The 25,195-nt window shown below is 51.9% G+C and carries 24 protein-coding genes and 3 tRNA genes; 18 read left to right on the top strand and 9 right to left on the bottom strand.

Features of this window, described 5'->3' with window-relative positions:
* The first annotated feature begins 8 nt into the window (after positions 1-8).
* The 3 genes from LDL70_RS07990 (at position 9) to LDL70_RS07980 (ending at position 4,683) form a co-directional block, all read left to right on the top strand.
* Positions 9-3,101: an efflux RND transporter permease subunit gene (locus LDL70_RS07990; protein ID WP_075654984.1), complete on the top strand. Its 3,093-nt coding sequence runs from the start codon at positions 9-11 to the stop codon at positions 3,099-3,101.
* Between the two features lie 156 nt (positions 3,102-3,257).
* Entirely contained in the window at positions 3,258-4,253 is a 996-nt protein-coding gene (locus LDL70_RS07985) for an LLM class flavin-dependent oxidoreductase (RefSeq protein ID WP_220159801.1), read from the top strand.
* A gap of 4 nt (positions 4,254-4,257) precedes the next feature.
* Positions 4,258-4,683, top strand: coding sequence for an OsmC family protein (locus LDL70_RS07980; RefSeq protein WP_225684797.1), 426 nt, complete (start codon positions 4,258-4,260; stop codon positions 4,681-4,683).
* Between the two features lie 59 nt (positions 4,684-4,742).
* Here LDL70_RS07980 and LDL70_RS07975 read toward each other — a convergent pair whose 3' ends face one another.
* The gene (locus tag LDL70_RS07975) at positions 4,743-5,774 is read right to left on the bottom strand and encodes a P1 family peptidase (protein ID WP_225684796.1); all 1,032 of its coding nucleotides are present in this window, start codon (positions 5,772-5,774) and stop codon (positions 4,743-4,745) included.
* 472 nt (positions 5,775-6,246) lie between these two features.
* Positions 6,247-7,095, bottom strand: coding sequence for a D-amino-acid transaminase (locus LDL70_RS07970; RefSeq protein ID WP_151159112.1), 849 nt, complete (start codon positions 7,093-7,095; stop codon positions 6,247-6,249).
* A gap of 501 nt (positions 7,096-7,596) precedes the next feature.
* Here LDL70_RS07970 and LDL70_RS07965 point away from each other — a divergent pair.
* From LDL70_RS07965 to LDL70_RS07910, 13 genes are all read left to right on the top strand, one after another.
* On the top strand, positions 7,597-8,364 hold the full coding sequence (locus tag LDL70_RS07965) for an amino acid ABC transporter ATP-binding protein (protein ID WP_210307614.1): 768 nt from the start codon (positions 7,597-7,599) through the stop codon (positions 8,362-8,364).
* Complete coding sequence (locus tag LDL70_RS07960) at positions 8,365-9,006, top strand: amino acid ABC transporter permease (RefSeq protein ID WP_075654996.1); 642 nt, start codon at positions 8,365-8,367, stop codon at positions 9,004-9,006.
* Positions 9,003-9,665, top strand: a complete 663-nt coding sequence (locus LDL70_RS07955) for an amino acid ABC transporter permease (RefSeq protein WP_022711898.1) — start codon at positions 9,003-9,005, stop codon at positions 9,663-9,665. The genes LDL70_RS07960 and LDL70_RS07955 overlap by 4 nt, the downstream gene beginning before the upstream one ends.
* Before the next feature lie 30 nt (positions 9,666-9,695).
* Positions 9,696-10,535 (top strand): ABC transporter substrate-binding protein, encoded by an 840-nt coding sequence (locus tag LDL70_RS07950; protein ID WP_225684795.1) that lies wholly within the window; start codon positions 9,696-9,698, stop codon positions 10,533-10,535.
* 58 nt (positions 10,536-10,593) lie between these two features.
* The gene (locus LDL70_RS07945) at positions 10,594-11,730 is read left to right on the top strand and encodes an aldo/keto reductase (protein WP_225684794.1); all 1,137 of its coding nucleotides are present in this window, start codon (positions 10,594-10,596) and stop codon (positions 11,728-11,730) included.
* Between the two features lie 184 nt (positions 11,731-11,914).
* Entirely contained in the window at positions 11,915-12,037 is a 123-nt protein-coding gene (locus tag LDL70_RS18005; protein ID WP_255618250.1) for a hypothetical protein, read from the top strand.
* Positions 12,038-12,111: 74 nt separating this feature from the next.
* The gene (locus LDL70_RS07940; RefSeq protein WP_022711895.1) at positions 12,112-12,201 is read left to right on the top strand and encodes a potassium-transporting ATPase subunit F; all 90 of its coding nucleotides are present in this window, start codon (positions 12,112-12,114) and stop codon (positions 12,199-12,201) included.
* 119 nt (positions 12,202-12,320) lie between these two features.
* The gene (gene kdpA / locus LDL70_RS07935; protein WP_225684793.1) at positions 12,321-14,018 is read left to right on the top strand and encodes a potassium-transporting ATPase subunit KdpA; all 1,698 of its coding nucleotides are present in this window, start codon (positions 12,321-12,323) and stop codon (positions 14,016-14,018) included.
* Between the two features lie 30 nt (positions 14,019-14,048).
* Positions 14,049-14,234 carry a hypothetical protein gene (locus LDL70_RS07930; protein ID WP_225684792.1) on the top strand — a complete coding sequence of 62 codons (186 nt, stop codon included), beginning with the start codon at positions 14,049-14,051 and terminating at the stop codon, positions 14,232-14,234.
* A gap of 87 nt (positions 14,235-14,321) precedes the next feature.
* Positions 14,322-16,382 carry a potassium-transporting ATPase subunit KdpB gene (gene kdpB, locus LDL70_RS07925; protein ID WP_225684791.1) on the top strand — a complete coding sequence of 687 codons (2,061 nt, stop codon included), beginning with the start codon at positions 14,322-14,324 and terminating at the stop codon, positions 16,380-16,382.
* 11 nt (positions 16,383-16,393) lie between these two features.
* Complete coding sequence (gene kdpC, locus LDL70_RS07920; protein WP_225684790.1) at positions 16,394-16,957, top strand: potassium-transporting ATPase subunit KdpC; 564 nt, start codon at positions 16,394-16,396, stop codon at positions 16,955-16,957.
* A 31-nt stretch (positions 16,958-16,988) separates the two neighbouring features.
* Positions 16,989-19,748, top strand: coding sequence for a sensor histidine kinase KdpD (locus LDL70_RS07915; protein WP_225684789.1), 2,760 nt, complete (start codon positions 16,989-16,991; stop codon positions 19,746-19,748).
* Positions 19,745-20,440: a response regulator transcription factor gene (locus tag LDL70_RS07910; protein WP_075655012.1), complete on the top strand. Its 696-nt coding sequence runs from the start codon at positions 19,745-19,747 to the stop codon at positions 20,438-20,440. Before LDL70_RS07915 ends, LDL70_RS07910 begins: the two co-directional genes overlap by 4 nt.
* Positions 20,441-20,575: 135 nt before the next feature.
* On the opposite strand, the gene LDL70_RS07905 is transcribed toward LDL70_RS07910, so the two are convergent.
* A tRNA-Asn gene (locus LDL70_RS07905) sits at positions 20,576-20,650 on the bottom strand.
* A gap of 271 nt (positions 20,651-20,921) precedes the next feature.
* Positions 20,922-20,996 (bottom strand) — tRNA-Asn (locus LDL70_RS07900).
* Positions 20,997-21,476: 480 nt separating this feature from the next.
* Between LDL70_RS07900 and LDL70_RS07895 the strand changes: the two genes are divergently transcribed.
* Both LDL70_RS07895 and LDL70_RS07890 read left to right on the top strand, forming a co-directional pair.
* A complete protein-coding gene (locus tag LDL70_RS07895) occupies positions 21,477-21,737 on the top strand; it encodes a hypothetical protein (protein ID WP_225688459.1) in 261 nt (86 codons plus the stop codon).
* A gap of 155 nt (positions 21,738-21,892) precedes the next feature.
* Positions 21,893-21,966, top strand: a tRNA-Cys gene (locus LDL70_RS07890).
* A 171-nt stretch (positions 21,967-22,137) separates the two neighbouring features.
* Here LDL70_RS07890 and LDL70_RS07885 read toward each other — a convergent pair.
* The 5 genes from LDL70_RS07885 to LDL70_RS07865 form a co-directional block, all read right to left on the bottom strand.
* Positions 22,138-23,226 (bottom strand): tyrosine-type recombinase/integrase, encoded by a 1,089-nt coding sequence (locus LDL70_RS07885; protein ID WP_225684788.1) that lies wholly within the window; start codon positions 23,224-23,226, stop codon positions 22,138-22,140.
* Positions 23,226-23,414 (bottom strand): hypothetical protein, encoded by a 189-nt coding sequence (locus LDL70_RS07880; protein WP_075655016.1) that lies wholly within the window; start codon positions 23,412-23,414, stop codon positions 23,226-23,228. The genes LDL70_RS07885 and LDL70_RS07880 overlap by 1 nt, the downstream gene beginning before the upstream one ends.
* 2 nt (positions 23,415-23,416) lie before the next feature.
* Positions 23,417-24,190 carry a DUF5131 family protein gene (locus LDL70_RS07875; protein WP_225684787.1) on the bottom strand — a complete coding sequence of 258 codons (774 nt, stop codon included), beginning with the start codon at positions 24,188-24,190 and terminating at the stop codon, positions 23,417-23,419.
* 428 nt (positions 24,191-24,618) lie between these two features.
* The gene (locus LDL70_RS07870) at positions 24,619-24,825 is read right to left on the bottom strand and encodes a helix-turn-helix transcriptional regulator (protein WP_225684786.1); all 207 of its coding nucleotides are present in this window, start codon (positions 24,823-24,825) and stop codon (positions 24,619-24,621) included.
* 120 nt (positions 24,826-24,945) lie between these two features.
* Complete coding sequence (locus LDL70_RS07865; protein WP_225684785.1) at positions 24,946-25,164, bottom strand: hypothetical protein; 219 nt, start codon at positions 25,162-25,164, stop codon at positions 24,946-24,948.
* Positions 25,165-25,195: the final 31 nt, after the last annotated feature.

Here is a 25,195-nt window from a genome sequence, read left to right as displayed (position 1 = left end):
GTCGAGAGATGAGCTTTTCTGATAGTTTTATACGCAGGCCGGTTCTTTCGATTGTTGTTGCACTGATGATTATCCTGCTTGGTTTGCAGGGGATTTTCAATCTGTCAGTGCGGCAGTATCCGGAAGTGGACGAAACGGTTATTACCGTTACGACCGCCTATGCCGGTGCCAGCGCGGAGCTCATTCAGGGCTTCATCACCGCGCCTATTGCGAAAGCAGTGGCGACGACTGAAAATGTTGACTATGTGACTTCCAAAAGTAGCCAGTCACTCAGCACTGTTACGGTTCAGATGAAGCTCGGGGCTAATCCCGATGCGGCGCTGACAGAGGTTATCTCCAAGGTCAATCAGGTTCGCGGCGATCTGCCGAGTGAATCGGAAGATCCGGTCATCTCCAAAGGTACCGGTCAGTCCTTTGCGACCATGTATCTGGCCGTACAGAACCCGAATATGACCAATGAGCAGATCACGGAATATATTGACCGCGTGATCCGTCCGCGCATGTCCACCATTGAAGGTGTGGCTGATGCGCAGATCCTCGGTGGTCAGGAATATTCCATGCGCGTATGGGTTGATCCTATCCGTATGGCTGCCCGTAATGTGACAGCTTCGGAAGTGCTGGCTGCGATTAAAGCATCCAACTTCCTGTCGGCACCGGGTAAGACAAAGAACGAATATTTCGCAACTGCGATTACTCTGCGTTCCACTTTGCAGACGCCTGAGGCTTTTGCGGAGATGCCGATCCGTGCGGAAGGTTCCGATATTATCCGTATGCGCGATGTTGCCAATGTTGAACTGGCCGCAAAGAGCACGGATACTGTTGTGACATTCAACGGTTCCAGCGGTACATTTATCGGTGTGTTCCCGACGCCTTCGGCTAACCCGATTGACATGGCAACAGCCGTGAACAAGGAACTGCCGAGCATTCAGGACAGCCTGCCGCAGGGCATGAACATCATTCTGGTTTATGATGCGACCGAGCAGATTTCTTCTTCGATTGTTGAGGTTTTCAAGACAATTGCAGAAGCGATGATTATCGTTGTTATCGTGATCCTGCTGTTCCTTGGCTCGTTCCGTTCGGTTCTGATCCCGATTGTTACCATTCCTATCTCGCTGATCGGTGTGTGTTTCTTCCTGTTCATTCTCGGATTCTCGATCAATCTTCTGTCCTTGCTGGCGATGGTTCTGGCCATCGGTCTGGTGGTGGACGACGCGATCGTGGTGCTTGAGAATATTCACCGCCATATTGAAGAAGGTCTGACACCGATCCATGCATCCTTTGTGGGCATGAAGGAAATTACCTCTTCCATCGTGGCGATGACGATTACACTGGCTGCGGTGTTTGCACCGCTCGGCTTTACCGGTGGGTTGACCGGTTCGCTGTTCCGTGAATTTGCGTTCACACTTGCCGGTGCGGTTATTCTGTCCGGTGTGGCGGCGCTTACCATCTCTCCGATGATGTGTTCGCGCATGCTGAAACATGGTGAAGCCAGCCGCTTTGCCCAGTTTGTAGACCGTTTGTTCACCCGTTTTGAAAACGGCTATGAACGCTGGGTTTCCGGTTCTCTGAACTATCGTCCGATCACCATGCTGGTCGTTGTGTCTCTGGTTGGTGTTATGGGCTTCCTGTTCGTGAACACCTCATCGGAACTCGCTCCTGAAGAAGATTCCGGTGCGTTGTTCTCGATGTTCAGCGGCCCTAAATATGCGACATCAGACTATACCAAGCTTTATGCAGACCAGATCGATGAACTGACAAAAGATCTGCCTGAACTGAAAGCCCGTTTTAACATTGTCGGTTTCGGCAGTGCGACAAACGAAGGTATTGCTCTGTGGGCATTGAAAGACTGGTCGCAGCGTGACCGTTCGCAGAAGCAGATTCAGGAAGACCTGACCAAGCGTATTAAAGATGTGACCGGCGTACAGGCCTTCATCTTTGCTCCGCCGTCGCTGCCGGGTACCGGTGGTGGTCTGCCGATTTCGATCGCTATCCAGTCGACAGGTTCGTCGGATCAGGTTTTCGAAATCTCTGAGGAAATCAAGAATGAAGCGCAGGCTTCGGGACAGTTCATCATTGTTCAGAACTCCCTGTCGTTCAATTCTCCGCAGACAACGATTGAAGTTGACCGTGAACGTGCATCCGCAATGGGCGTGACTGTCAGCGAAATCGGCGCGACCCTCGGTCTGATGACCGGTGGTGGTAAGGTTGCCCAGTTCGACCGTGATAATAACAGCTATGATATTATCATGCAGGTGCCGGATGAGTATCGCCGCAATCCGTCCAAGCTCGGTGAATTCTATGTTCGCAGTGCTTCGGGTGAGATGGTGCCACTGTCTGCCGTGGTGAAGATTGTAAATCAGGCTTCCCCGACTGCAATTGAACAGTTCAACCAGCTGAACTCCTCAACGATTTCGGCTCTGCCGCTGCCAGGTGTTACAACCGGTGACGGTCTGAAAACGATCCTTGATATTGCCAATGCCAAGCTGCCGGAAGGCTTCTTCATTGACTATTCGGGTCAGTCACGTCTGGAAATCGAGCAGGGTAATACAATCCTGATCGCCTTCTCGCTCGCTGTTATCGTGATTTATCTGGTGCTGGCTGCACAGTTCGAAAGCTTCCGCGATCCGTTCATTATTATGATGACCGTTCCGCTGTCGATTTTCGGTGCGATTGTGCCGCTGAACCTTGGTCTCGGTACGCTGAATATCTATACGCAGGTTGGTCTGATTACCCTTGTGGGGCTGATTACCAAGCATGGTATTCTGATGGTGGAATTCGCCAATCAGCAGCGCCATGAACACGGACTGAGCCGTCACGATGCGATTATCGCTTCGGCTAAAACCCGTCTGCGTCCGATCCTGATGACAACTGCAGCTATGGCGCTCGGCGTTGTGCCGCTGATGATGGCAACCGGTGCCGGTGCGGCAGCGCGTTACTCCATGGGTCTGGTGATCTTCACCGGTCTGATGGTCGGTACAATGTTCACCTTGTTTGTGGTGCCGATGTTCTACACGCTGATCTCTGCGAAGACCGTTAAACCTCTGGTTTCGGTTCCTACAGAGGAAGAGCTGAAGGCGGAAGTGCAGTCTGCCCATCACTAAGATGGTTCTGTAAAATAAGAAAAAGGCCGGTCTTTATGACCGGCCTTTTTATTTTGAAGATATTGCTTCCGGATTTATTCAAAGAAAAATACAAAATTATTCACTGTGGTGATTTGAGGCTCTGGTATTGTGTAGTCATTACTATATATATGATGCATGACCAAATTTTCCGTTCTTGATCTCGCGCCGATCACACTCGGCAGCACCGCAGCACAAGCCATGCAGAACAGCGTTGAGCTTGCACAACATACCGAGAAACTCGGCTTCCGGCGTTACTGGCTGGCCGAGCATCATAATATGCCGGGCATTGCCAGTGCGGCGACAGCTGTGCTGATCGGCCATGTGGCCGGCGCCACAAAATCCATCCGTGTCGGGGCAGGCGGTATTATGCTGCCCAACCATTCGCCACTGGTGATTGCCGAACAATTCGGCACCTTGGCCTCGCTTTACCCGAACCGTATTGATTTGGGACTAGGGCGTGCGCCGGGCACGGATCAGGTGACATCCTATGCCTTGCGGCGCAATTCCAGCTCGGATGCGCAGTCTTTTCCGCAGGATGTGGTGGAGCTGCTGGGTTATTTCGGCGAGCCGACTACAGAACAGCGGGTGCGTGCTTATCCGGGTTCGGGCCTGAATGTGCCGGTGTGGATTCTCGGCTCCAGCCTGTTTGGAGCACAGCTGGCGGCTATGCTTGGTCTGCCTTATGCTTTCGCTTCCCACTTTGCCCCGGGTGATCTGGATGATGCGATTGCGCTTTACCGGCACCGTTTTGAACCGTCGCAATATCTCGATAAACCTTATGTGATGGCCGGATTTAACGTCTTTGCAGCTGATACGGATGCGGAAGCCCGTTTGCTGTTCACTTCCATCCAGCAGGCTTTTGTGAATTTGCGTACCGGTAATGCAGGGCAGTTGCCGCCGCCGGTAGAAGGCTATGAGGAAAATCTCGATCCGCGCTTTGTGCCGATTATCAAGGCCGCACTTGCCTGCTCCGCTGTGGGCAATAAAGAAACGATACGCCAGCAGATTGATGCTTTTGTTGCCCGCACCGATGTTGACGAACTGATGATTACAGCGCAAATTTTTGACCATCAGGCGCGTCTGCATTCATTTGAATTGCTGGCGGAAGCAGTCGGACTAAAACCGGAATAAGAGCATGGTTGGATTGGCAGTACGTACCAGAGAAACAGGCGCAGTAGCGACATTACAGGGGCAGGAGAAGCCGCTGATCCGCTCGCTGACCGGCGGGGAACTGACGCTGGAAAATACGGTTTCCGGTGCGGGTTTCAACGCGATTGATCTGCTTTATGCGTCTCTCTCGGCCTGTCTGGTGATGAGTGCACGTATAGCCGCGCGCAAGCTCGGTTTGATTGAGCGTATCAGCAGCTATGAGGTCAAAGTCAGCGGTGAGAAAACGGAGCATGAGCCATATCGCATCACGCGGTTCAATGTGCAGTTTTTGATTGCCGGTGAACTGTCTGATGATGAGCGCCATGAACTGGCAGAAGCGGCTGAAGCCATGTGTACGGTCAGCAATACACTGAAGGCCAATGCTGATGTGGCTTTCACGGTCTCTGGATAAATTAAAAAGCCTGCCGCGATTATCACGGCAGGCTTTTTCATTGGGTGGAATATTGGCGATTAGCTATTGAGCTTCAACCAGTCTGCCAGCGATTTTCGGCTGTTACCGTCACGGCCGGTAAAGCTCTCTGCAGCGCACATGGAATTGAGAATGGCTTCCTGTGTGGATTCTGTAGCTGCACGGAACAACTGGTCAATCTTATCTTCATGCAGCGCCTGCATGGTCACCAGATCGGACTTCTGGTCGTGATCAATAGTGTTGCCGGTGGTAAAGCCGATCACAATATCCCCGCTGCCATGACCCCAGAATGCACCAAGACGTGCGATACCCGCGCCGCAGCGGCGAATGACGCGCTGTAACTGGCGGTGCTCCAGCGGAATATCGGTTGCCATAATCATCATGATCGAGCCTTTTTCTTCGTTGTCGGGGAAATCCGGTGTCGGATGACGGCCATCCGGCAGTGTCAGATCGCCTTTGCGACCGAAATTGGAGAGTACCAATGTGCCCAGATGATAGTCTTTGCCATCCAGTTTGATGCGGCGGGATGAAGTGCCAATGCCGCCTTTAAAGCCGAAACAGGTCATGCCGGTGCCAGCGCCGACATTGCCCTGTGCCACTGCACCGGTGGTTGCAGCATCGAGTGCCGCATAAGCGTGCTCTTCGGTAACGGCCATAGCCTGAATATCATTGAGCGGGCCGTCATTGCATTCGCCGACAACCGCATTAACGGTTGAGGTGGTGCGGCCGATATCGCTGTTCGCAGCAATAGCGCGCTTGATAAGTGCATTTACGCAGGTGCCGGTGCTGAGTGTATTGGTCAGCAGGATTGGCGTTTCCAGTGAGCCAAGCTCGTTGACCTGCACAAGACCGGCGCTTTTGCCAAAGCCATTGATGGATTCTGATGCTGCCAGAACCTTCTTGCGGAACATATTGCCGTCATGCGGCACAATCGCAGTAACACCGGTATTGATATTGCCTTCACGGATGGTGGTGTGACCGACTTTAACGCCCGGAACATCGGTAATGGCATTATGCGCACCGGTCGGCATGATGCCGCAAACAATACCGAAATCGCGTGCTGAAGCAGACATAGGATACTCCTGTTAAAGCATTTCCAACAAAAGTGCGAAGCGGATTGCGTCGGATAATGCGTGAAAACAAAGATTTAGAGCGGTTAAAAATCCATCTTAAATGCAACGGCTCTAAATCCGTAGAGGCATGAGGTAAGAAACAGATCGCAGATAAAGAATGACAGCCCGACCGGTTTCCGGAGGGGCTGTCAGGGCATTATCATCAGGCATTAAAAAGAAACGTAGTATCACTTCTGCGGCGATACTGCCGTTTCAGTGTGGTGCTAATGCCCGACATATGATCAGTGCCAAGGAAATTAAACGGTCTTTTCCGGGGGAGGCCCAAAAGATCAGAACCGTTTACGGGGCGCTTGCGATCATGACGGTATCCGGCCAGAATTACGAAATTATGGCCGGATGAATTCAGTTTTATCGAAAAAATTAAGCCGACAGTTTTTGAAACACAGTTTTCAAAGAAAACCGGTTCTGTTTTTTAAACTGCTTTAGCAATCTCGATATATTTTTCCTGCAGGCTGCGGGTAATTGCACCCGGCTTGCCGTCTGCAATGACTGTGCCTGCAATTTTCACAACAGGGGTCACAAAACCGGAAGCACTGGTCTGGAAGGCTTCTTTCGCTTTGAAGGCTTCTTCAAGCGTAAAGCGGCGTTCTTCAATCTTCAGGCTCTGTTCTTCAGCAATTTTAAGCATGGCCAGACGTGTGCAGCCCGGCAGAATTGCATTCGAATTCGGGCGCACAATCAGTGAGCCTTCTGCGGTGATGATGAATGCACTGGAGGACGCACCTTCAGTAATATAGCCGTCTTCCTGCATCCATGCGTCCTGACAACCATGCGCGGTTGCTTCCTGCTTGGCAAGTACCTGAGCCAGCAACATCACAGTTTTAATGTCGCGGCGCTGCCAGCGGATATCATCCACAACGTGAATGGCAATACCGTTCTGCTGGGAGGCGGAACCGATCAGCTTTTTCACCTGTGTGAAAGCAACCAGTGTCGGTTTCATATCCGCGCTGTAAACGAAGTCACGATCCGCAGCACCGCGGGTGATCTGCATATAGACCACACCTTCAGTGAGATTGTTGCGCTTGATCAGCTCTTTTTGCATGGTGATGATGTCTTCGTCGCTCATCGGCGCCGGTACATCAATCATCTTCAAAGAACGGCCGAGACGCGCCATATGGGCATCATTGTCAACGAGCTTGCCATCGATAACTGCACTGACTTCATAAATCCCGTCTGCGAATACGAAACCGCGGTCAAAGACCGAGATCTTGGCTTCTTCTTCAGGGACATAGGCACCGTTTACATATACAATTCGGCTCACAACGCATTCCTTGGCGTTAAAATTTTATGGGAATCTGCTGAAACTGAAGCTATGAAAAAAAATCCGGCAGAGCCAATGCTTTGTTTTTTGGTTGTTATGCAAGATTTGCATATTCTGCATGACAGATATTCTGTCTGTGATAATGCGACATAAAATGCCGGAAAAGCGTGTTTCGGGGCGCAAAAAGAGCAATAACTTTTAATAGCGGTCAAGTCATAACCACGGGTTATCGGAACCGCTATTTTTTATGCTCTCGCTGGCACGGCCAGTTTGCCTAAGCTGATAAGCATAAGAGGAACTATGCCGGTTACAGGCTCTCAGCCTGTCCGGTTTATAAATATGTATGACGGGCTTTGTTTTATAACAATAAAAACAGAAACAAGCCGGACGGCATAAAGCGTCGGTCTGCAATCAGATAAAAGAACGCTGTGATCCGTCGAAATATCCTGTGCCGGTTGTGCAATGTTGCGGACAGGCATGGAGAATGCATAAGGGGAGAAACTGCGGGTGAAAACCAGTCAGAAAACGGTTATCCGGCTTGAAAAACTGCAAAAGCATTATGGCGCGCATATTGTTCTCAAAGAGATCGATCTGACTGTGACCTCCGGTGAGGTGCTGGCGATTATCGGGCCGTCCGGTTCGGGCAAAAGCACATTGCTGCGCTGCATCAATTATATTGAGCCGCCGGATGCCGGTATTGTCACGGTTGGTGATGTGACCCTGCAGGCCGAGAAAAAAGCCTCTGCCAAACAATTGCATGATCTGCGCCATTCGATCGGCATGGTGTTCCAGTCGTTTAATCTGTTCCCGCATATGAGTGTGCTGCGCAATGTCAGTCTGGCACAGGAGCGTGTGCTTGGCCGCTCGAAGAAAGAGGCCGATGAGCGCTCGATGGATCTGCTGGAGAAAGTCGGTCTTGCTGACAAAGCGCAGCAATATCCGATGCGCTGTTCCGGTGGCCAGCAGCAGCGGATTGCTATCGCCCGCGCTCTGGCACTTGATCCGAAAGTGATGTTGTTTGACGAGCCGACCTCGGCGCTTGATCCCGAGCTGGGGTTGGAAGTGCTGAGTGTCATGCGCAGGCTGGCTGACAGCGGCATGACCATGATTGTTGTGACCCATGAGATGGGCTTTGCCGAGAACGTCTCTGACACAGTGATGGTAATGGCCGACGGTAATGTGATTGAAAGCGGGCCCAGCCGCGAAGTGATGCGCAATCCGCAGACGGAGCGGGCGCAGCGTTTCCTCAAAGCGGTGAATGAGCGTTAAATGCTGGCAGATTTCTCCTATATCATTCGCGGATTGCCCTGGACTGTTGCACTCACGGTCTCGGCTCTGGCTGTCGGTACGATACTCGGACTGATCCTGATGCTGATGCGGCGTTCCAAGTTCTGGCCGCTGCGCCTGCTGGCAACCGCCTATATCAATCTGGTTCGCGGTATCCCGCCTCTGGTGTGGCTGTTTGTGATCTTTTTCGGTCTTGGCACCGGTTACATAACAATCAATCCGTTTATGGCGGCGCTGACCGGTTTTGGCATGATTGCCGGAGCCAATATGGCGGAGATTTTTCGCGGCGGCATGATGGCTGTCCATCACGGGCAGTTTGAAGCTGCAGAAGCGCTTAATCTCAGCCGTTATCATGCTTTCAAGGATGTGGTGGCACCGCAGATGCTGCGCGTATCGCTGCCATCTGCTGCCAGTTATGCGATTGGCCTGCTTAAAGACAGTGCGATTGCCTCAGCCATTGGCGTGACAGAACTGGCCTATCAGGGCAGCCAGCTGTCACAGATGACCTTCCGCGGCCTTGAGGTATTTGCCGTGGTGGCTTTGCTTTACATTCTTCTCAGCCTGCCGGTTGCATGGCTGTCACGGACTGCGGATATCTATCTGCGGGCAAAGGTGGCGCGTTGATTGATTTTCCGATTGATGATGTCATTTCATGGATGCCGGAACTGCTTGATGGTCTGGCTCTGAGTGTCAAAGTCACACTGGCCAGTCTGGCGATTGGCATTCCTTTTGGCTTGCTACTGGCGCTGGGTGTGCAGGCAAAGTCGAAATTCACGCGCGGGCTGTGTCTGGTGATTGTCGAAATCGGGCGCGGTGCTCCGGCTCTGATCCTGCTGCAATTCATCTATTTCGGATTGCCGAGTGCCGGTATCACGATGACGTCGATTGTGGCAGCGATTGCGGCGCTGAGCTGGAATACCGGTGCCTATACAAGCGAGATCATCCGTGCAGGGCTTGAATCCGTGCCTGCAGGGCAGAAAGAAGCGGTGATGGCTTTGAATATGAGCCGGATTGACGGTTTGCGCTATGTGATCCTGCCGCAGGGATTGCGTGTGGCTGTACCGGCTTTGCTCGGTTTTTCGATCCTGATTTTTCAGGCAACATCTCTGTGTTTCACCATTGCCATGCCGGAACTGATCAGCCGTGCCTATGAAATCGGTTCGACGACTTTCCTGTATTTTCCGGCTCTGCTGGCGGCAGGTATTCTCTATGCAATGATCTGCATTCCGGCATCTATGCTGGTAAGCTGGGTTGAAAAACGTGCGGGACGTTTCTCGCGGTAAATATAACAATAAACAATATGGGGCAGTGATATGAAATTAATGGGAAAAATGATCGTCGCAGCATCGGTTTTTTCCGGTGCGACGGCACTGGCTGCAGTGCAGGCCAATGCACAGAGCTGCACACCGAAAAACAGTTTTAAAACTGTTGAAGAAGGTGTGCTGACCATCGCTGTTACCACTTATGCGCCTTATTCCTATCTCTCACCGGAAGGCGAAGCCAAAGGCGTTGACGGCGATATTGCCAATAAGATCGCCGAGATGGAATGCCTGAAGGTTAAGGCCGTTGCCGTGGATACCGCTGCCGGTATTCAATATGTGTTGTCTGGCAAGGCCGATATCACCACCGGCGACTGGTATCGTACGGCAGAACGCGCCAAGGTGATGAACCTTTCATGGCCGCTCTATAATGACCAGATGGGTATTTATACCAAGGAAGGTTTTGAAGAGGTCAAGGATATTGAGGGGAAAAGCGTTGGTACCGTGCAGGGGTATCTTTGGGTTGCTGACCTGAAGAAGCTGCTCGGCAGCAATCTCAAGCTCTATCCGAATTCCGTGAGCATGCAGCAGGATCTGGCTGCCGGACGTATTGCTGTTGGTATTGACGGCTATTCTACCGGTGTTGTCGCCAAGAAGGCCGGAGCCATGCCGGATATTGAAGTGAAGGTTGCCAAGAGCGACGATCGTGTGAAAGCCACGACTGAGGCCGGACAGGGCAGCTTCCCTTATTCCAAGAAAAATCCGGAACTTGGTGCAGCGCTTGATGCCAATATCAAGGCACTGCATGAAGATGGTACAATCAAATCTATTCTGACTGCCAATGGCATGGAAGCTTCAGCCGGTGATGTCGGCGAGCCACGTCTGATTGACTAAAAATAATAAAAGACCGGATTAATTTTAGTCCGGTCTCTCTTTTGCAGAAAGAAAGCTCATGGCGCTGGATCATTATTATACGCTTGGTCGCTCAGGTTTGCGGGTTAGCCGGATGGCGCTCGGCACCATGACTTTCGGCAATGCAGCTATTCGCGGGATCAGCGGCAGCTGGGGCAGCGCCGATGAGATATCGGGCGCGATATTTGATCATTATACCGATATGGGCGGCAATTTTATTGACACCGCCAATTCCTATGGTGCAGGTGCCAGTGAAAGCCTGATCGGGCAGTTTATGCGCGAGAAAGGTAATCGTGAACGGCTGGTGCTGGCGACCAAATATAGCAACAGTCTTGAACCCGGCAATCCCAATGCAGGTGGTAACAGCCGCAAAGCGATGATGCGGGCGGTTGAGGATTCTCTGCGCCGTTTGGGAACGGATTATATCGACCTCTATATGGTGCATACATGGGATCGGATAACGCCAGCGGAAGAGGTGGTGCGCACGTTGGATGATCTGGTGCGGGCAGGAAAAATTCGTTACGGCGGACTGTCTGATGTGCCTGCATGGTATGCGGCTCGGGCACAGACATGGGCGGAGTGCCATGCGCTGACACCGCTGATCAGTCTGCAATTGCCATATTCACTTGCCGAGCGGAATATTGAACAGGAATTTGTGCCGCTGGCGCAGAATATGGGCTTGGGCATTACCGTCTGGAGCCCGTTATCCATGGGGCTGCTTTCAGGGAAATACCGCGTTGAGGGTGATCGCTGGGCAGGAGAAGGTCGCCTGACTACTGATGCATCCGGCAAAGGCATGGGGCTGTTTACGGCGCGCAATCACGCCATTCTCTCGGCCTTGCAGGATGTGGCAGCAGAGCTTGAGCGTCCGATGGCACAGGTGGCTTTGAGCTGGGTGCTGAATCGCCCGTCTGTTGCATCACTGATTATCGGTGCGAGTAAATTGGCACAGTTGCAGGATAATATTGCGGCCTTTGAACTGCAGATACCTGCGGAACTGAGCGCAAGACTGGATGCCGCAAGTGCTCTGCCTTCACCGCAGCCTTATGCTTTGTTTGATGCGGATTATCAGGCGGGGGTGCTGAATACCGGTACATCGGTTGGCGATAAACCTGCCTCTTACGCGCCGCCGCAATGGATGCCGAAGGTGGATGATTTCACCTATGGCAAAGGCTGATTTTTATTATACGGAGAGCGGTATATATTGCCTCTCTATTTAAATTTATACCTTAAGAAATTTAAATAAATTTTTGAATTATAACAATTAATTATGATTTATTTACTTGGCGTGATGTGCAAGGCAACAGCATTTTATATATGAGATTTTTATATCTCTCCTTCTTTCCCTCTCTCGAACCACTATGCGTTTTGGCGCCATAGTTCCGCCTGATTTCGGCTCGTCGCGCTTAGCGCTGCTGCCGGAAGTGGCCGCTGCACTTGCACCGGCTGAAATTCAGGAGTTCGAAAAATGGATGTCATCATGATTGCCGCAGGCGCCGGATTTATCGGCCTGTCTTATTTTTACGCCCTTGTTTGCGACTGGCTGTGAGGGCGCGTCATGTGGTTTGATTATGTTCTCGGCGGCTCGGTAGCCGCATTGCTCAGCCTCTATCTGCTTTACGCACTGGCACGACCTGAGCGCTTCTAACACTTTGTTTTGCCGCATTGTCCTACGCATCGAAGCGGGAACAGAAATCAGTCCGGTGAACTGATTTCCCCGCGTAGGCGCTTCGTACTAATGCTTTAAAAGACAGAAAGTATCTTCCAATGACTTTCAACGGAATATTGCAGATTGCGATCCTGTTCGGGCTCACAATTCTGCTGGTGAAACCGGTAGGCGGATATCTGACCCGCGTGTTCACCGGTGAACGAACCTTCCTCTCGCCGGTGATCGCACCGGTTGAACGCGGCCTCTATAAACTGGCCGGAACCCATGAAAAAGAAGAACAGCACTGGACGGTCTATGCGGCATCGCTGCTGATGTTCAGCATTGCCGGTTTTGTAGCGCTCTATTTGTTGCAGCGTCTGCAAGGGGCATTGCCTTATAATCCTGCGGGTATGCAGGCTGTGGAGCCGACATCTGCCTTTAATACGGCCATCAGCTTTATGACCAACACCAACTGGCAGGGCTATGGTGGTGAAAGCACGATGAGCTATTTCACCCAGATGGCCGGAATCACAGTGCAGAACTTTGTCTCTGCAGCGGTAGGTATTGCCGGTGCTATGGCGATTACCCGTGGTTTTGCCCGTTCTTCGAGCAATACAATCGGCAATTTCTGGGTCGATCTGACCCGCGCCACGCTCTATGTGCTGCTGCCGATCTGCATTATCGGCACGATTGTGCTGGTCTGGCAGGGTGTGCCGCAAAATCTCAATGCCTATACGCTTGCAACCACACTTGAAGGTGCGCAGCAGACCATTGCGCAAGGGCCTGTGGCCTCGCAGATGATTATCAAACATCTGGGTACTAATGGCGGTGGCTTCTTCAATGCCAACTCAGCGCATCCGTTTGAAAATCCGACTGCACTGACCAATCTTATTCATCTGCTGTCGATTTTTGTGATCTCTACCGCCATGACCAATGTGTTCGGCCGTATGGTCGGCAATCAGCGTCAGGGCTGGGTATTGTTCGCCGTCTTCGGTGTGTTGGTGGTGCTGGGGACTTCGGTACTCTATTGGGCTGAATCCGGCGGTAATCCGCTGATGCAGGCGCTTGGTGTTGTTGGCGGCAATATGGAAGGCAAAGAAGCGCGCTTTGGCATTGCGCTGTCGGCGCTGTTCTCTGAGGTCACGACTGCGGCCTCCACCGGTGCGGTCAATAATATGCATGACAGCCTGATGCCGCTCGGCGGTCTGGTGCCGCTATTCAATATGCAGATTCCAAATCTTGGCGGTATTGGTGCCGGTATCTATGGTATGTTGCTGTTCTTCATTCTGGCGATCTTCATTGCCGGTCTGATGGTTGGCCGCACACCGGAATATCTGGGCAAGAAAATCGAGGCCAAAGAGGTCAAGATGAGCCTGCTGGCCACGCTCGGACCATCGCTTGCCATTCTCGGTTTTGCTGCATTGGCTGTGGTTCTGCCGCAAGGACTGTCGAGCATTCAGGATGCAGGTCCGCATGGCTTCAGCGAAGTGCTCTACGCTTATTCTTCCGGTGCCAACAATAACGGTAGTGCCTTTGCCGGTCTCAATGCCAATACGCCTTTCTACAATCTCACCATTGGTTTTGCGATGCTGATGGGGCGCTTTCTCCTCATTGTGCCGGTGCTGGCGATTGCCGGTTCACTGGCCGCCAAAAAAACTGTCCCTGCCTCTGCCGGTACATTGCCGACCACAGGTCCGCTGTTTGTCGGGCTGGTCTTTGGCGTGACGATGATTGTCGGCGGTCTGACTTTCTTCCCGGCCTTGGCGCTGGGGCCGGTTGTCGAGCATTTCGCGATGCTTTCCGGTCAGCTGTTTTAAAGGTGCATGATGGCGAAGAGTTCCTTTCTGATGAAGCAATTGTTCCGTTCGAATACTGCACAGAAGCAAAATCTGTGCGGCTCCAATACCGCGCAGAAGCAAAATCTGCGCGGCACGGACAAGGATGATTGTCCCAAACTCACCAGTATCATGCTGATCCTTGTGCTGGCGATGCTGGCCGGTGTTTTCCTCGTGAAGGCGCTGACCGGAGTTTAAGTTAAAACATTAACTTATCACTCTATATCAATGAAAATTCTATGCAGTTTTGAATTAACTTGCATAAAATCAAGACGGAGGGCTCTCATGAGCCAGTCAAAATCTTCCAGTATTCTGGATGCCAAAATCCTGCTGCCTGCCATTGGCGGCGCTTTTCGCAAACTCGACCCGCGAAGCCTCGCTAAAAATCCGGTGATGTTTGTCGTTGCCGTTGTCACACTGTTGACGACTGTGCTGTTTATCAAAGATATGGCAAGCGGCGGCTCTGATCTGGGCTTCTCGTTCCAGATTATTCTGTGGCTGTGGTTTACTATTCTGTTTGCCAATTTTGCCGAAGCGGTGGCTGAAGGGCGCGGTAAAGCACAGGCGGAATCCCTGCGCCGCACCCGTACCGAAACCGAAGCCAAACTGCTGAGCGGTGACAGCAAAACCAATTATACGGTTGTTGCGGGTAACAGCCTTAAGGTCGGCGATATTGTGCTGGTGGAAGCCGGAGACATTATCCCTTCCGATGGTGAGGTTATCGAAGGTGTGGCCTCGGTGAATGAGGCGGCTATCACCGGTGAATCCGCGCCGGTAATCCGTGAATCAGGCGGTGACCGTTCGGCTGTGACCGGCGGTACGCAAGTGCTGTCCGATTGGATACGGGTGCGTATTACCGCTGCTGCCGGATCGACCTTTATTGACCGGATGATCTCATTGGTAGAAGGCGCAGAACGCCAGAAGACACCCAATGAGATTGCACTGAACATTCTGCTTGCCGGTATGACGCTGATCTTTGTGCTGGCTGTGGTGACCATTCCGAGTTTTGCCACTTATGCGGGCGGTTCAGTGCCGGTGATTGTGCTGGTGGCTTTGTTCGTCACGCTGATCCCGACCACTATCGGAGCTTTGCTCTCAGCTATTGGTATTGCCGGTATGGATCGCTTGGTGCGGTTTAATGTGCTGGCAATGTCCGGTCGTGCGGTGGAAGCTGCCGGTGATGTGGACACACTGCTGCTCGATAAAACCGGCACAATTACGCTTGGTAATCGTCAGGCCACAGAGTTCCGTCCCGTCACAGGTGTCAGCGAACAGCAACTGGCTGATGCGGCGCAGCTTGCCTCACTGGCCGATGAGACACCGGAAGGCCGTTCCATCGTTGTGCTGGCTAAAGAGAAATACGGTATCCGTGCCCGCGATATGGCAAGCCTGCATGCAAGCTTTGTGCCTTTTACCGCACAAAGCCGGATGAGCGGCGTTGATGTGGATGGCAGTATCATCCGCAAAGGCGCGGTGGATGCGGTGCTGAAATATGTCGAGGCAGAAGGCAGTAAAGCTTCTACACCTGCCCAGCTACAGGAAATCCAGTCAATTGCCGCGCAAATTGCCAAGGCAGGCGGTACGCCGCTGGCTGTGGTCAAAGACGGGCAGCTGATGGGCGTTGTCTCGCTGAAGGATATTGTCAAAGGCGGTATCCGTGAGCGCTTTGCGGAACTGCGCCGTATGGGCATCCGCACAGTGATGATTACCGGTGATAATCCGATGACAGCGGCGGCGATTGCTGCAGAAGCGGGCGTGGATGATTTTCTCGCGCAGGCAACACCGGAGAACAAGCTGTCGCTGATCCGTGAGGAGCAGGCCAAGGGCAAGCTGGTGGCAATGTGCGGTGACGGTACCAATGATGCGCCGGCACTGGCACAGGCTGATGTGGGCGTGGCGATGAATACCGGTACGGTAGCTGCGCGTGAGGCGGGCAATATGGTCGATCTCGATAGTGATCCGACCAAGCTGATTGAGATCGTGGAAATCGGCAAGCAATTGCTGATGACGCGCGGTGCGCTGACAACCTTCTCGATTGCCAATGATATTGCCAAATATTTCGCGATTATTCCGGCAATGTTCCTCGCTTTCTACCCGCAGCTCGGCGTGCTGAATATTATGGGGCTGCATAGCCCGCAGAGTGCCATTCTCTCGGCCATCATCTTTAATGCGTTGATTATCGTGGCGCTGATCCCGCTGTCACTGCGCGGGGTTAAATATCAGGCGGTTGGTGCGGGTGCACTGCTGAGCCGCAATCTGATGATCTATGGTCTTGGCGGGATTATCGTGCCTTTCGTAGCGATTAAGTTGATTGATATGGCGATTACCGCTCTGGCACTGGTATAAGGAATAAACCCATGTTGAAACAATTACGTCCTGCTGTGGTGATGATTGTCAGTCTGACTGTGATTACTGGTGTTGCTTATCCGCTGGCTATGACCAGCGTGGCGCAGACCCTGTTTCCCTCTCAGGCCAATGGTAGTCTGATCGTGAAGGACAATAAGGTGATCGGCTCATCCCTGATCGGCCAGCAATTCACCTCTGAGCGCTATTTTCATGGTCGCCCAAGTGCTGCTGGCGATGGCTATAATGCTGCATCGTCCGGCGGTTCCAATCTGGCGCCAACCAGCGCTGCGTTACTGGATCGCGTAAAGACAGATGTGGCCAAACTGAAGTCTGAGAATCCAAACCAGCCGGTGCCTGTTGATCTGGTAACTGCATCCGGCAGCGGGCTTGATCCGCATATTACGCCGGAAGCGGCTTTGTTCCAGATACCGCGCATTGCCAAGGCACGCGGACTGGATGAGGCCAAGCTCAAAACATTGGTCGATGCTCAGATACAGGAGCGTTTGCTGGGCGTGCTCGGCGAGCCGGTTGTGAATGTGCTTGCGCTTAATCTCGCACTGGATCAGGTTAAATAAGACAGAACATGCAGAGTCCGGATCATAATTGATGAATGATGACAGTCAGCTGCAGGAAAGCATGCGCAATGGTGACAACAGACCGTCGCCGGATGCGCTGCTCGCCAAAGCCGAACAGGAAACACGCGGCCGCCTCAAGATTTTTCTCGGGGCGGCTCCGGGCGTTGGTAAAACCTATGAAATGCTGATGTCCGGCCGTAGTCTTTTGGCTGACGGCGAGGATGTGGTGATCGGGGTTGTCGAGACTCATGGTCGTCAGGAAACGCAGGCTCTGACCGAAGGCTATGAGATTATTCCCCGTGCACGTGTCGATTATAAAGGTCATGTACTCGAGGAGATGGATCTCGATGCCGTGCTGGCGCGTCATCCCAAGCTGGTGCTGGTGGATGAGCTGGCGCATACCAACGCTCCGGGCAGTCGACACCCCAAGCGCTATCTCGATGTTGAGGAACTGCTTGCCAACGGCATTGATGTTTATACCACGCTGAATATCCAGCATGTCGAGAGCCTTAATGATGTGGTGGCGCAGATCACCCGTATCCGTGTGCGCGAAACCGTGCCGGACAGTATTATCGACCGCGCTGATGATATCGAGATTGTTGATATTACACCGGAAGACCTGATTAAGCGCCTGAAAGAAGGCAAGGTCTATCTGCCCAAGACGGCGAAACGCGCGACACAAAATTACTTCTCTGCCGGTAATCTCACTGCTTTACGCGAACTTGCCCTACGGCGCACGGCACAACGTGTCGACGATCAGTTGCTTAGCCATATGCAAGCCAATGCCATTTCGGGACCGTGGTCTGCCGGTGAACGTGTGCTTGTTTGCATTGATGAACAGCCGCATGGCGCGGCACTGATCCGCTATGCCCGCAGACAGGCCGACCGGCTGCGTACGCCGTGGACAGCGCTCTATGTGGAGACATCCCGCGCGGCAACGCTTTCGGAAGAAGAGAAAGACCGTATTGCCGCCACCTCACGGCTGGCAGAGCAGCTCGGCGGTGAAATTATTACGCTGACCGGCCATGATGTGGCGCAGGACATAATCAACTATGCTTTGGCGCATAATTTCAGTCATATTGTTATCGGTAAGCCGAATAAGTCGCGTCTGCGTGAAATGTTTGAAGGGTCAGTCTCGCATGACCTGATCCGTAAGGCCGGTAATCTCAGTATCCATATTATTTCCGGTACGCAGCAGGAAGCTGCGCCGGTGCGTCAGGTGGCGACCGCAGAGGAAAAAGCATTTTCGCTGCGGCCTTATCTGCTGAGCCTTGGCTATATCGCGATTGCGCTGGTTGTTGGCACTTTGCTCGATCATGTGCTGGATGTACGCAATATCGCGCTGGTGTTTCTGATGGCCGTGCTGGCGACGGCTGTGGCCTCCGGTCTGCGGCCTGCCTTGTTCGCTTCGCTGGTCAGTGCGCTTGTTTTCAATTTCTTCTTCCTGCCGCCGCTCTACACTTTGCATATTGCAGGGCCGGAGAGTGTGATTGCACTGGCATTCTTCATTTGTGTGGCGCTGGTCGCCAGTAATCTGACTGCGCGTGTGCAGCGGCAGGCTGCTGCAGCGCGTAACCGTGCCAGAACAATGGAAGGGCTCTATCAGTTCAGTAAAAAGCTGGCTGGTGCCGGAACGCTGGAAGATGTGCTCTGGGCAACGGTCTATCAGATTGCAGCGCTGCTCAAAGTACGTGTGGTGGTGCTGTTGCCGGATGAAGGCACAGCCAATACGTCTATTTCCGTGCGTGCCGGTTATCCGCCGGATGATACGCTTGCCGATGCAGATATTGCTGCTGCCCGCTGGGCATGGGAGCATGACCATCCTGCAGGGCGTGGTGCGGACACCTTGCCTGGTGCCAAGCGCCTTTATCTGCCGTTGCGTGCTGTCGGTAATACAATTGGTGTGGTCGGGCTGGATGATGACCGGCAAGGGCCGATCCTGACGCCGGAGCAGCAACGTTTGTTTGATGCACTGGCAGAGCAGGCGGCACTGGCGATTGCGCGTATTCAACTGGTGGATGATCTGGATCGTGCGCAGCTTGCAGTGGAGGCAGACCGGTTGCGCTCGGCCTTGCTGACCTCGATCTCTCATGACCTGAAAACGCCGCTCGCTGCTATTCTTGGCGCTGCGGATACGTTGAAGAGCTATTCCGGCTCTCTGCCTGATACTGACCGTGCAGAACTGCTGACAACTGTGGTGGATGAGTCCGAGCGGCTCAACCGCTTTATCGCCAATCTGCTGGATATGACGCGGATTGAATCAGGTGCCATGCAGCCGAATAAATCGCTGCATTATCTGGGCGATATTGTCGGCAGTGCTTTGAAACGTGCGGCGAAAATTCTCCAACATCACCGTGTTGAAACCGATATTGCCGCCGATCTGCCGATGCTGAAACTTGATCCGGTTTTGTTTGAGCAGGTGTTGTTCAACTTGCTGGACAATGCCGCTAAATATGCACCGGAAGGCAGTCTGGTCTATATTTATGGGCAGGCGGAGCAGGGCGATATTGTGCTGCGCATCAGTGATGAGGGCGCGGGCATACCGGCGGGTGATGAATTGCGGATCTTCGACAGTTTTTACCGCGTGCGCAAAACCGATCAGGTGCGTGCCGGTACAGGGCTTGGGCTGGCAATCTGCAAGGGCTTTACAGAGGCGATGGGCGGCACCATTACAGCGGCCAATCGCAGCGACCACGGTGGTCGCAGTGGTGCTGTTTTTACAATCCGATTACCGCTTAGCAGCTGCGCTGAAATGATGAGCGGAACAGAAGAGGGATTATCTCCCCGATGACACAGAATATCGTCAAAATCCTTGTGGTGGATGATGAGCCGCCAATCCGTAAACTTTTGCGCGTCGGGCTGGGGACGGAAGGTTTTTTGATCCTTGAGGCACCATCCGCAGCTATCGCCAGAGAGATTATGCGAGATGACCGGCCTGATCTGGTGCTGCTGGATCTCGGCCTGCCGGATATGTCGGGACATGATCTTCTGACGCTATGGCGCTCGGAACTGATTGATCTGCCGGTGATTATTCTTTCCAGCCGTACGGATGAAAGTGGAATCGTCAAAGCGCTCGAGCTTGGTGCGGATGATTATGTGACCAAGCCATTTGGCATGAAAGAACTGGCAGCGCGAATCCGCGTGGCACTGCGTCATAAATTGCAGGAGCAGGGTGAAAAGCCGGTCTTCCAGACCGGTGAGCTGTCGGTTGATCTGGTGAAGCGCATCGTACGGCTCAAAGGGCAGGAGATTAAGCTCTCGCCGAAAGAATATGATATTTTGCGGATCATGGTGCAGCACGCAGGCAAAGTGCTGACGCATAGTTTCATTCTTAATCAGATCTGGGGCGGCATGAGTGATGTGCAATATCTGCGCGTTTATGTGCGCCAATTGCGCCAGAAACTCGAAGATTCGCCCGATCAGCCGTTTTATATTCTGACAGAGACAGGTGTCGGCTACCGGTTGCGTGAGCCGGACGCTTAAATGTGATGGATTCGCCGGAGATTTTATAAAGTCTCTGGCGAAACGTATTTTATACGCGTCAAGAAACTCTGAGTGATAGAACTAGGATAATTTTTGATCGGGAGATTTGTGCAGATTGGAACTCTTAAAGAAGAGTGGCTCCCCGGGCCGGATTCGAACCAGCGACCAACCGGTTAACAGCCGGTTGCTCTACCGCTGAGCTACCGAGGAATAGTTGCTCTGCATTTGCAATGACAGCCGTATAGCAACGCAAAATGCTCTTGCCAAGCCCTAATTTTGATATTGTACAGGAAAAAAGCAGATTTATGACGGGGAGTATTGTTTTTCAGTTTGAAAGACAGCGGCCATCATCTGAAAATGATAAAAATCATTTATTTCAAATAATTAGATGATGCGTGAAAACGAGCACTACGATACGCAGTATAGGTATTTCTGATTTTAGTTTTTGGAAATTTTATGCACGCTCTTTATGAGAAAAGAGTGGCTCCCCGGGCCGGATTCGAACCAGCGACCAACCGGTTAACAGCCGGTTGCTCTACCGCTGAGCTACCGAGGAACAGGTGCTCTTGCTTTCAGCGATTTGGCGTATAGCAAAAGCATTTTGGTTTTGCCAAGCCCTTTTTCGCTTTTCAATCAACTTTTTAGCGGAACTGTGGATGAGGCGTGTATTTCAGGTGTTAAAATCTGAAATATCGCAGTTTAAAGACGCTGCTTTGAGTGTTTCCAACATCTTAGAGTTGCTGGCGCTGTGCATTGCACGCAACGCGTTGCGGAATCAGGAGTAATGATTATGCGCTCTGATTCCGCAACTTGGCGGATAGTATTTCATGATCCCATTCACAGCAGTCGTAATTTTCAGAAAAATGCAGCTTTGGCGGAAGTGGTATTTTTTTGAACAAAAGGACACTTATATAAGGGGCATATAAACAGAGAGAGTGCAGGCAGGGCAGACAGATTGCTGAAACCGGATGCTGATATAAATAATGCTGCAGAACAGCAGAGTACTGAAAGCGGGGAGGCTGCTACGCAGCACCGGATCAGATTGTTCGGGAAACATTTGCCGCTCCCGCAATCTGTCTGGCTCAGGCGAATCCTTGGCGGCGGACTTATTGTCGGTGGTGTATTCAGCTTTTTGCCGGTGCTCGGCGTTTGGATGTTGCCGCTCGGACTGATCATTCTTTCCCGTGATTCCAGACGCATCAGACGGATCAGGCGTAAGTCTGAGGTTGGTTTGTTGCGCCGCTGGCGTGAATACCGGACGCGTAAGAAAGCAGAGAAGGCGGAGCAGCATGAGTAACCGGCTTTTCCTGAGTGATTATTGTATGTGCTGTGAATAAAACCCCGGCTATCTGCATTATTTTGATAGGAAATTTAAAATTTCGCGGAAAGCATGGCGGGGGTACTTGACGAGTCATGCGGCTTAACCTATTCAGCACTCAACCACATACGGATGGCCTCGTGGCGGAGTGGTTACGCAGAGGACTGCAAATCCTTGCACCCCGGTTCGATTCCGGGCGAGGCCTCCATCCAAATTCTAAGCAACTGTTATATATGATTTATTTTGCTTAAATCCCTCACTAATGAACGAGGTGAGGGCAAAGTGCGTAGATAATCTCTGAATTTCTATCATGAAAAACAATGAAATAAAAAAGCCAGCTAGAGAATTAGCTGGCATTAATGGTTGTAAAATTCCATTTTTAATCGGCTTGTTTTTTATTTTTTCTTCTTGAGCGGGTGAGAGCGATTTCACTCTCAATCTGGTCTGCAACGCGTCTGGAGTTTTTAATGCCCAGGCGCACTCTGTCTGCGCCTTTGGTGTAAAGTTCTGCTTGTTTAACATTTGACCAGCCATATTGTGCCATTAGCTCATGTGTGGCTGCACCGGCTTCTGCAGATAGAGTTGCAGAAAGTTTGCGCAACCCGTGTGCGCTTTTCTTGATGCCGGCATCATTACATCTGTCTCTGAACCAGTTTCCAAAACTGGCAACTTCAAATGCATTACCAGCTTCACTGATGAGGAATGTGTTGATGCCGGTTTCAGTAACGGAAATCACATCCAGTAACGCCTTAGGAAACTCTACGGTAATCTGGGAGCCGGTTTTTTGAGTTTTAATGCTGAAAATATTGCCGCGCATGTGCTGGCGGCCAGCGCGCACAACGTCAGATCGACGCAATCCGGTATGCAGTAACAATTCTACCGCAAGACGAGCTTTGGTCCCTACTGGCCATCGATCATAGAACTGTAGCAGATCTTCCATTGTCCATGGCGCGAAACCAACGGTTTTGTATTTTAACGGCAATACGCCTGCAGTTGGATCAATGGTCACATAATCATTTTGGAGTGCCCAGCTGAAGAGACCTCGCATTGCTTTCAGGAAGTGATTAGCTTGGGCAGGCGTGTCAGCTCGTGCTTCAAGAGCCATAACCATCGAGCGGCGGTCAATTGCTGTGTAGCGGGTATTATTGGAGCGTTTTATTGCCTCAATAAAAATGTTCTCTCGTTGGCGCTGTGTTGCAATCGAAAATGCTCTCCAGGTGGAGCTTTCGCGATAACGGTCAATAAGCCATCGCAAGCTATAGGGCTGGGCAGGAATACCACGCGGGGCTTCTTCGATTATATAGCCCATTACAGCCTGCTTGTAGCCTTCTTTGAATTCCCGTGAGTTAACATCATCGGGCAGGCGCACGCGCAAACCTTTCCCGATCCGGTAAAAATATTTCACTTTGCCGTGTCTGCTCACTTCACGCACAACATGAGGTGGGAGTTTACGTCTCAGTTTGGTCATTACAGCCGCACTATATTTTTATGTTCAATCAAATGAGGATAGGTATCTGTGAGTGGTGCAGGTTGCACTGATAAAGAGCCGTCAGCTTCTAGGCGCACACTCACGCCCTGCTCTTTGGCAATGATTGCTGCACTGCGGATTTGCGCGCGGGTGTAACGCATTTTCTCTCTTTCGGCTTTGTGATCCATGCTTACTCACCTCCCTGTGCCAAAGCGGCACGCATTCCCGGCCATTGTCTGATTAATAGATCGGCCGGTATCTCCGCTTTTCGTGACATTTGCTTCATGAAGAACGACCGGTTAAGGCTGGCGCATTGATGCTTCAGCGATCGAAACCATTCCGGATTCGCGTATCGCGCTTTATGAGCGCCCTGATCTGTTTCTCCACCGGTGATAATCCAGTCCGGCGCGTGCGCATCCAGTCGTATAGGACTGAGCAGGGGTTCGAAGCTGCCAAAGGTGAATACAGGCTCCCGCCGCTCCTTTACCTCCTTAAGCTTCCAGTTATCCCGATCGTATTCCTCTTGGTTCGCAATGGTCGCGCCGATCGCCACATTATTCGGCAGAAGAGGGTTGCCGCGCATTGGATCTGTCATTTTGATAACATTGCCAATGCGCTTAGTCAGCAACAGCCACGTAAGGTTCGGTGTTGCCTCGATCAGCTTAAACAGATCTCGCCGCCAAAGGTCATCAACTTCATTGTCGAACACATCGGCAAGTGATGCGCAAAACACCAATGACGCGCCGGTTAGGCCAGATGCTGCTTTGTCCCATGCCAAAGGCTTGCGCCAATTGCTTTCGCTGGTGCGTCGCCTGTCTTCGCCGGCACCCCATTCAACACGACCGAGACGATTTGCCATGAGGTTTTCAGCATAGCAGCCGTCACATGCAGGGGAAACTTTGGTACAACCAATCCACGGATTGAACGTGTGGTCAGTCCATTCGATTCTACTGTTTTCAGCCATTACCATAATCTCCTTGCGCCAAGGCTGTGCGGCCTGAGAGGCTTAATACACATGGATACTGGTTAAGCGTGTCGTTACGCTGCCCCCATGTAGCCAAACCCATTGCAATTAAACGTCCAACAACCTGAGGGTTTGCGCCATTTATACGCCATGCTGCATACCCATGATTTGCGCGGTAGACCTCACCGTTATCGATAAGTAAAAGCGTTTCCTTCTGTGCGATTGTCAGTTTCACTTGCCTGCCTCCAATAGTGCTGCATGGCCTGTGAATAGCTGGGAGAGAGCTGTTTTTGCGGCCTTATAAACGGACAAAATCAAATATTTGTAGCAAGATTGGCGGTGATGAATCGCGCTGGAACGCGATCCATCACCTCTCATTCCTTCATGGAAACAGCACAAAGGAACGGTCTGAATGAATAGAAATCTTGTCATGGCCGCACTAACTCAAACAGGTCGTTTGGCTGGCAGTTTAATATCTGGCATAATGTAGCCATCTGCTTGTAGGAAATGGATTTGGACTTGCCATTTATGAGCAAGGAGACATTTGGCTCCGTGATATTGAGCAGTGGTGCCAATTGGCGGCCGCGGATGCCTGCTTGAGCTATACGAGCTTTGATATTGACCTTAATTTGCATACAAGTTCTCCTTCTGCCGGAAGGTGCGGCAGTTGTGGCAGTGTCAGATTGTTGGGGTGGCTTAGTCAGGTTCGGTTCTGCAATTCAGAATAATCTGAATGATTGCCGCTTCTAAGTCGCTCACATCACCGTTTTAACTGAGCGCTTGCGGGCAAGGTTGGCGGCTTTGAGGCCGTAGTGGGTAATGTCGGCTATTGTGTAGCCACGTCCGCGCAAGTTATCCGGTGTAACGGCTTCACCTGCAGCATCCATGTCCTGCATGATTGCGGCCATGCCAGAGACGATGCACAATTCTTGAATTGATGGTGCCGGAGCAGGGCGGGTTTCATAGATGATCATATTTGCACCTTAATATTGGGTCGGTGCATAA

This window comes from Pseudochrobactrum sp. XF203, assembly GCF_020341615.1.
Lineage (GTDB): Bacteria > Pseudomonadota > Alphaproteobacteria > Rhizobiales > Rhizobiaceae > Pseudochrobactrum > Pseudochrobactrum saccharolyticum.
Note: the sequence above shows the minus strand (reverse complement) of the source record. Positions and strands in the feature narration are given on the sequence as shown.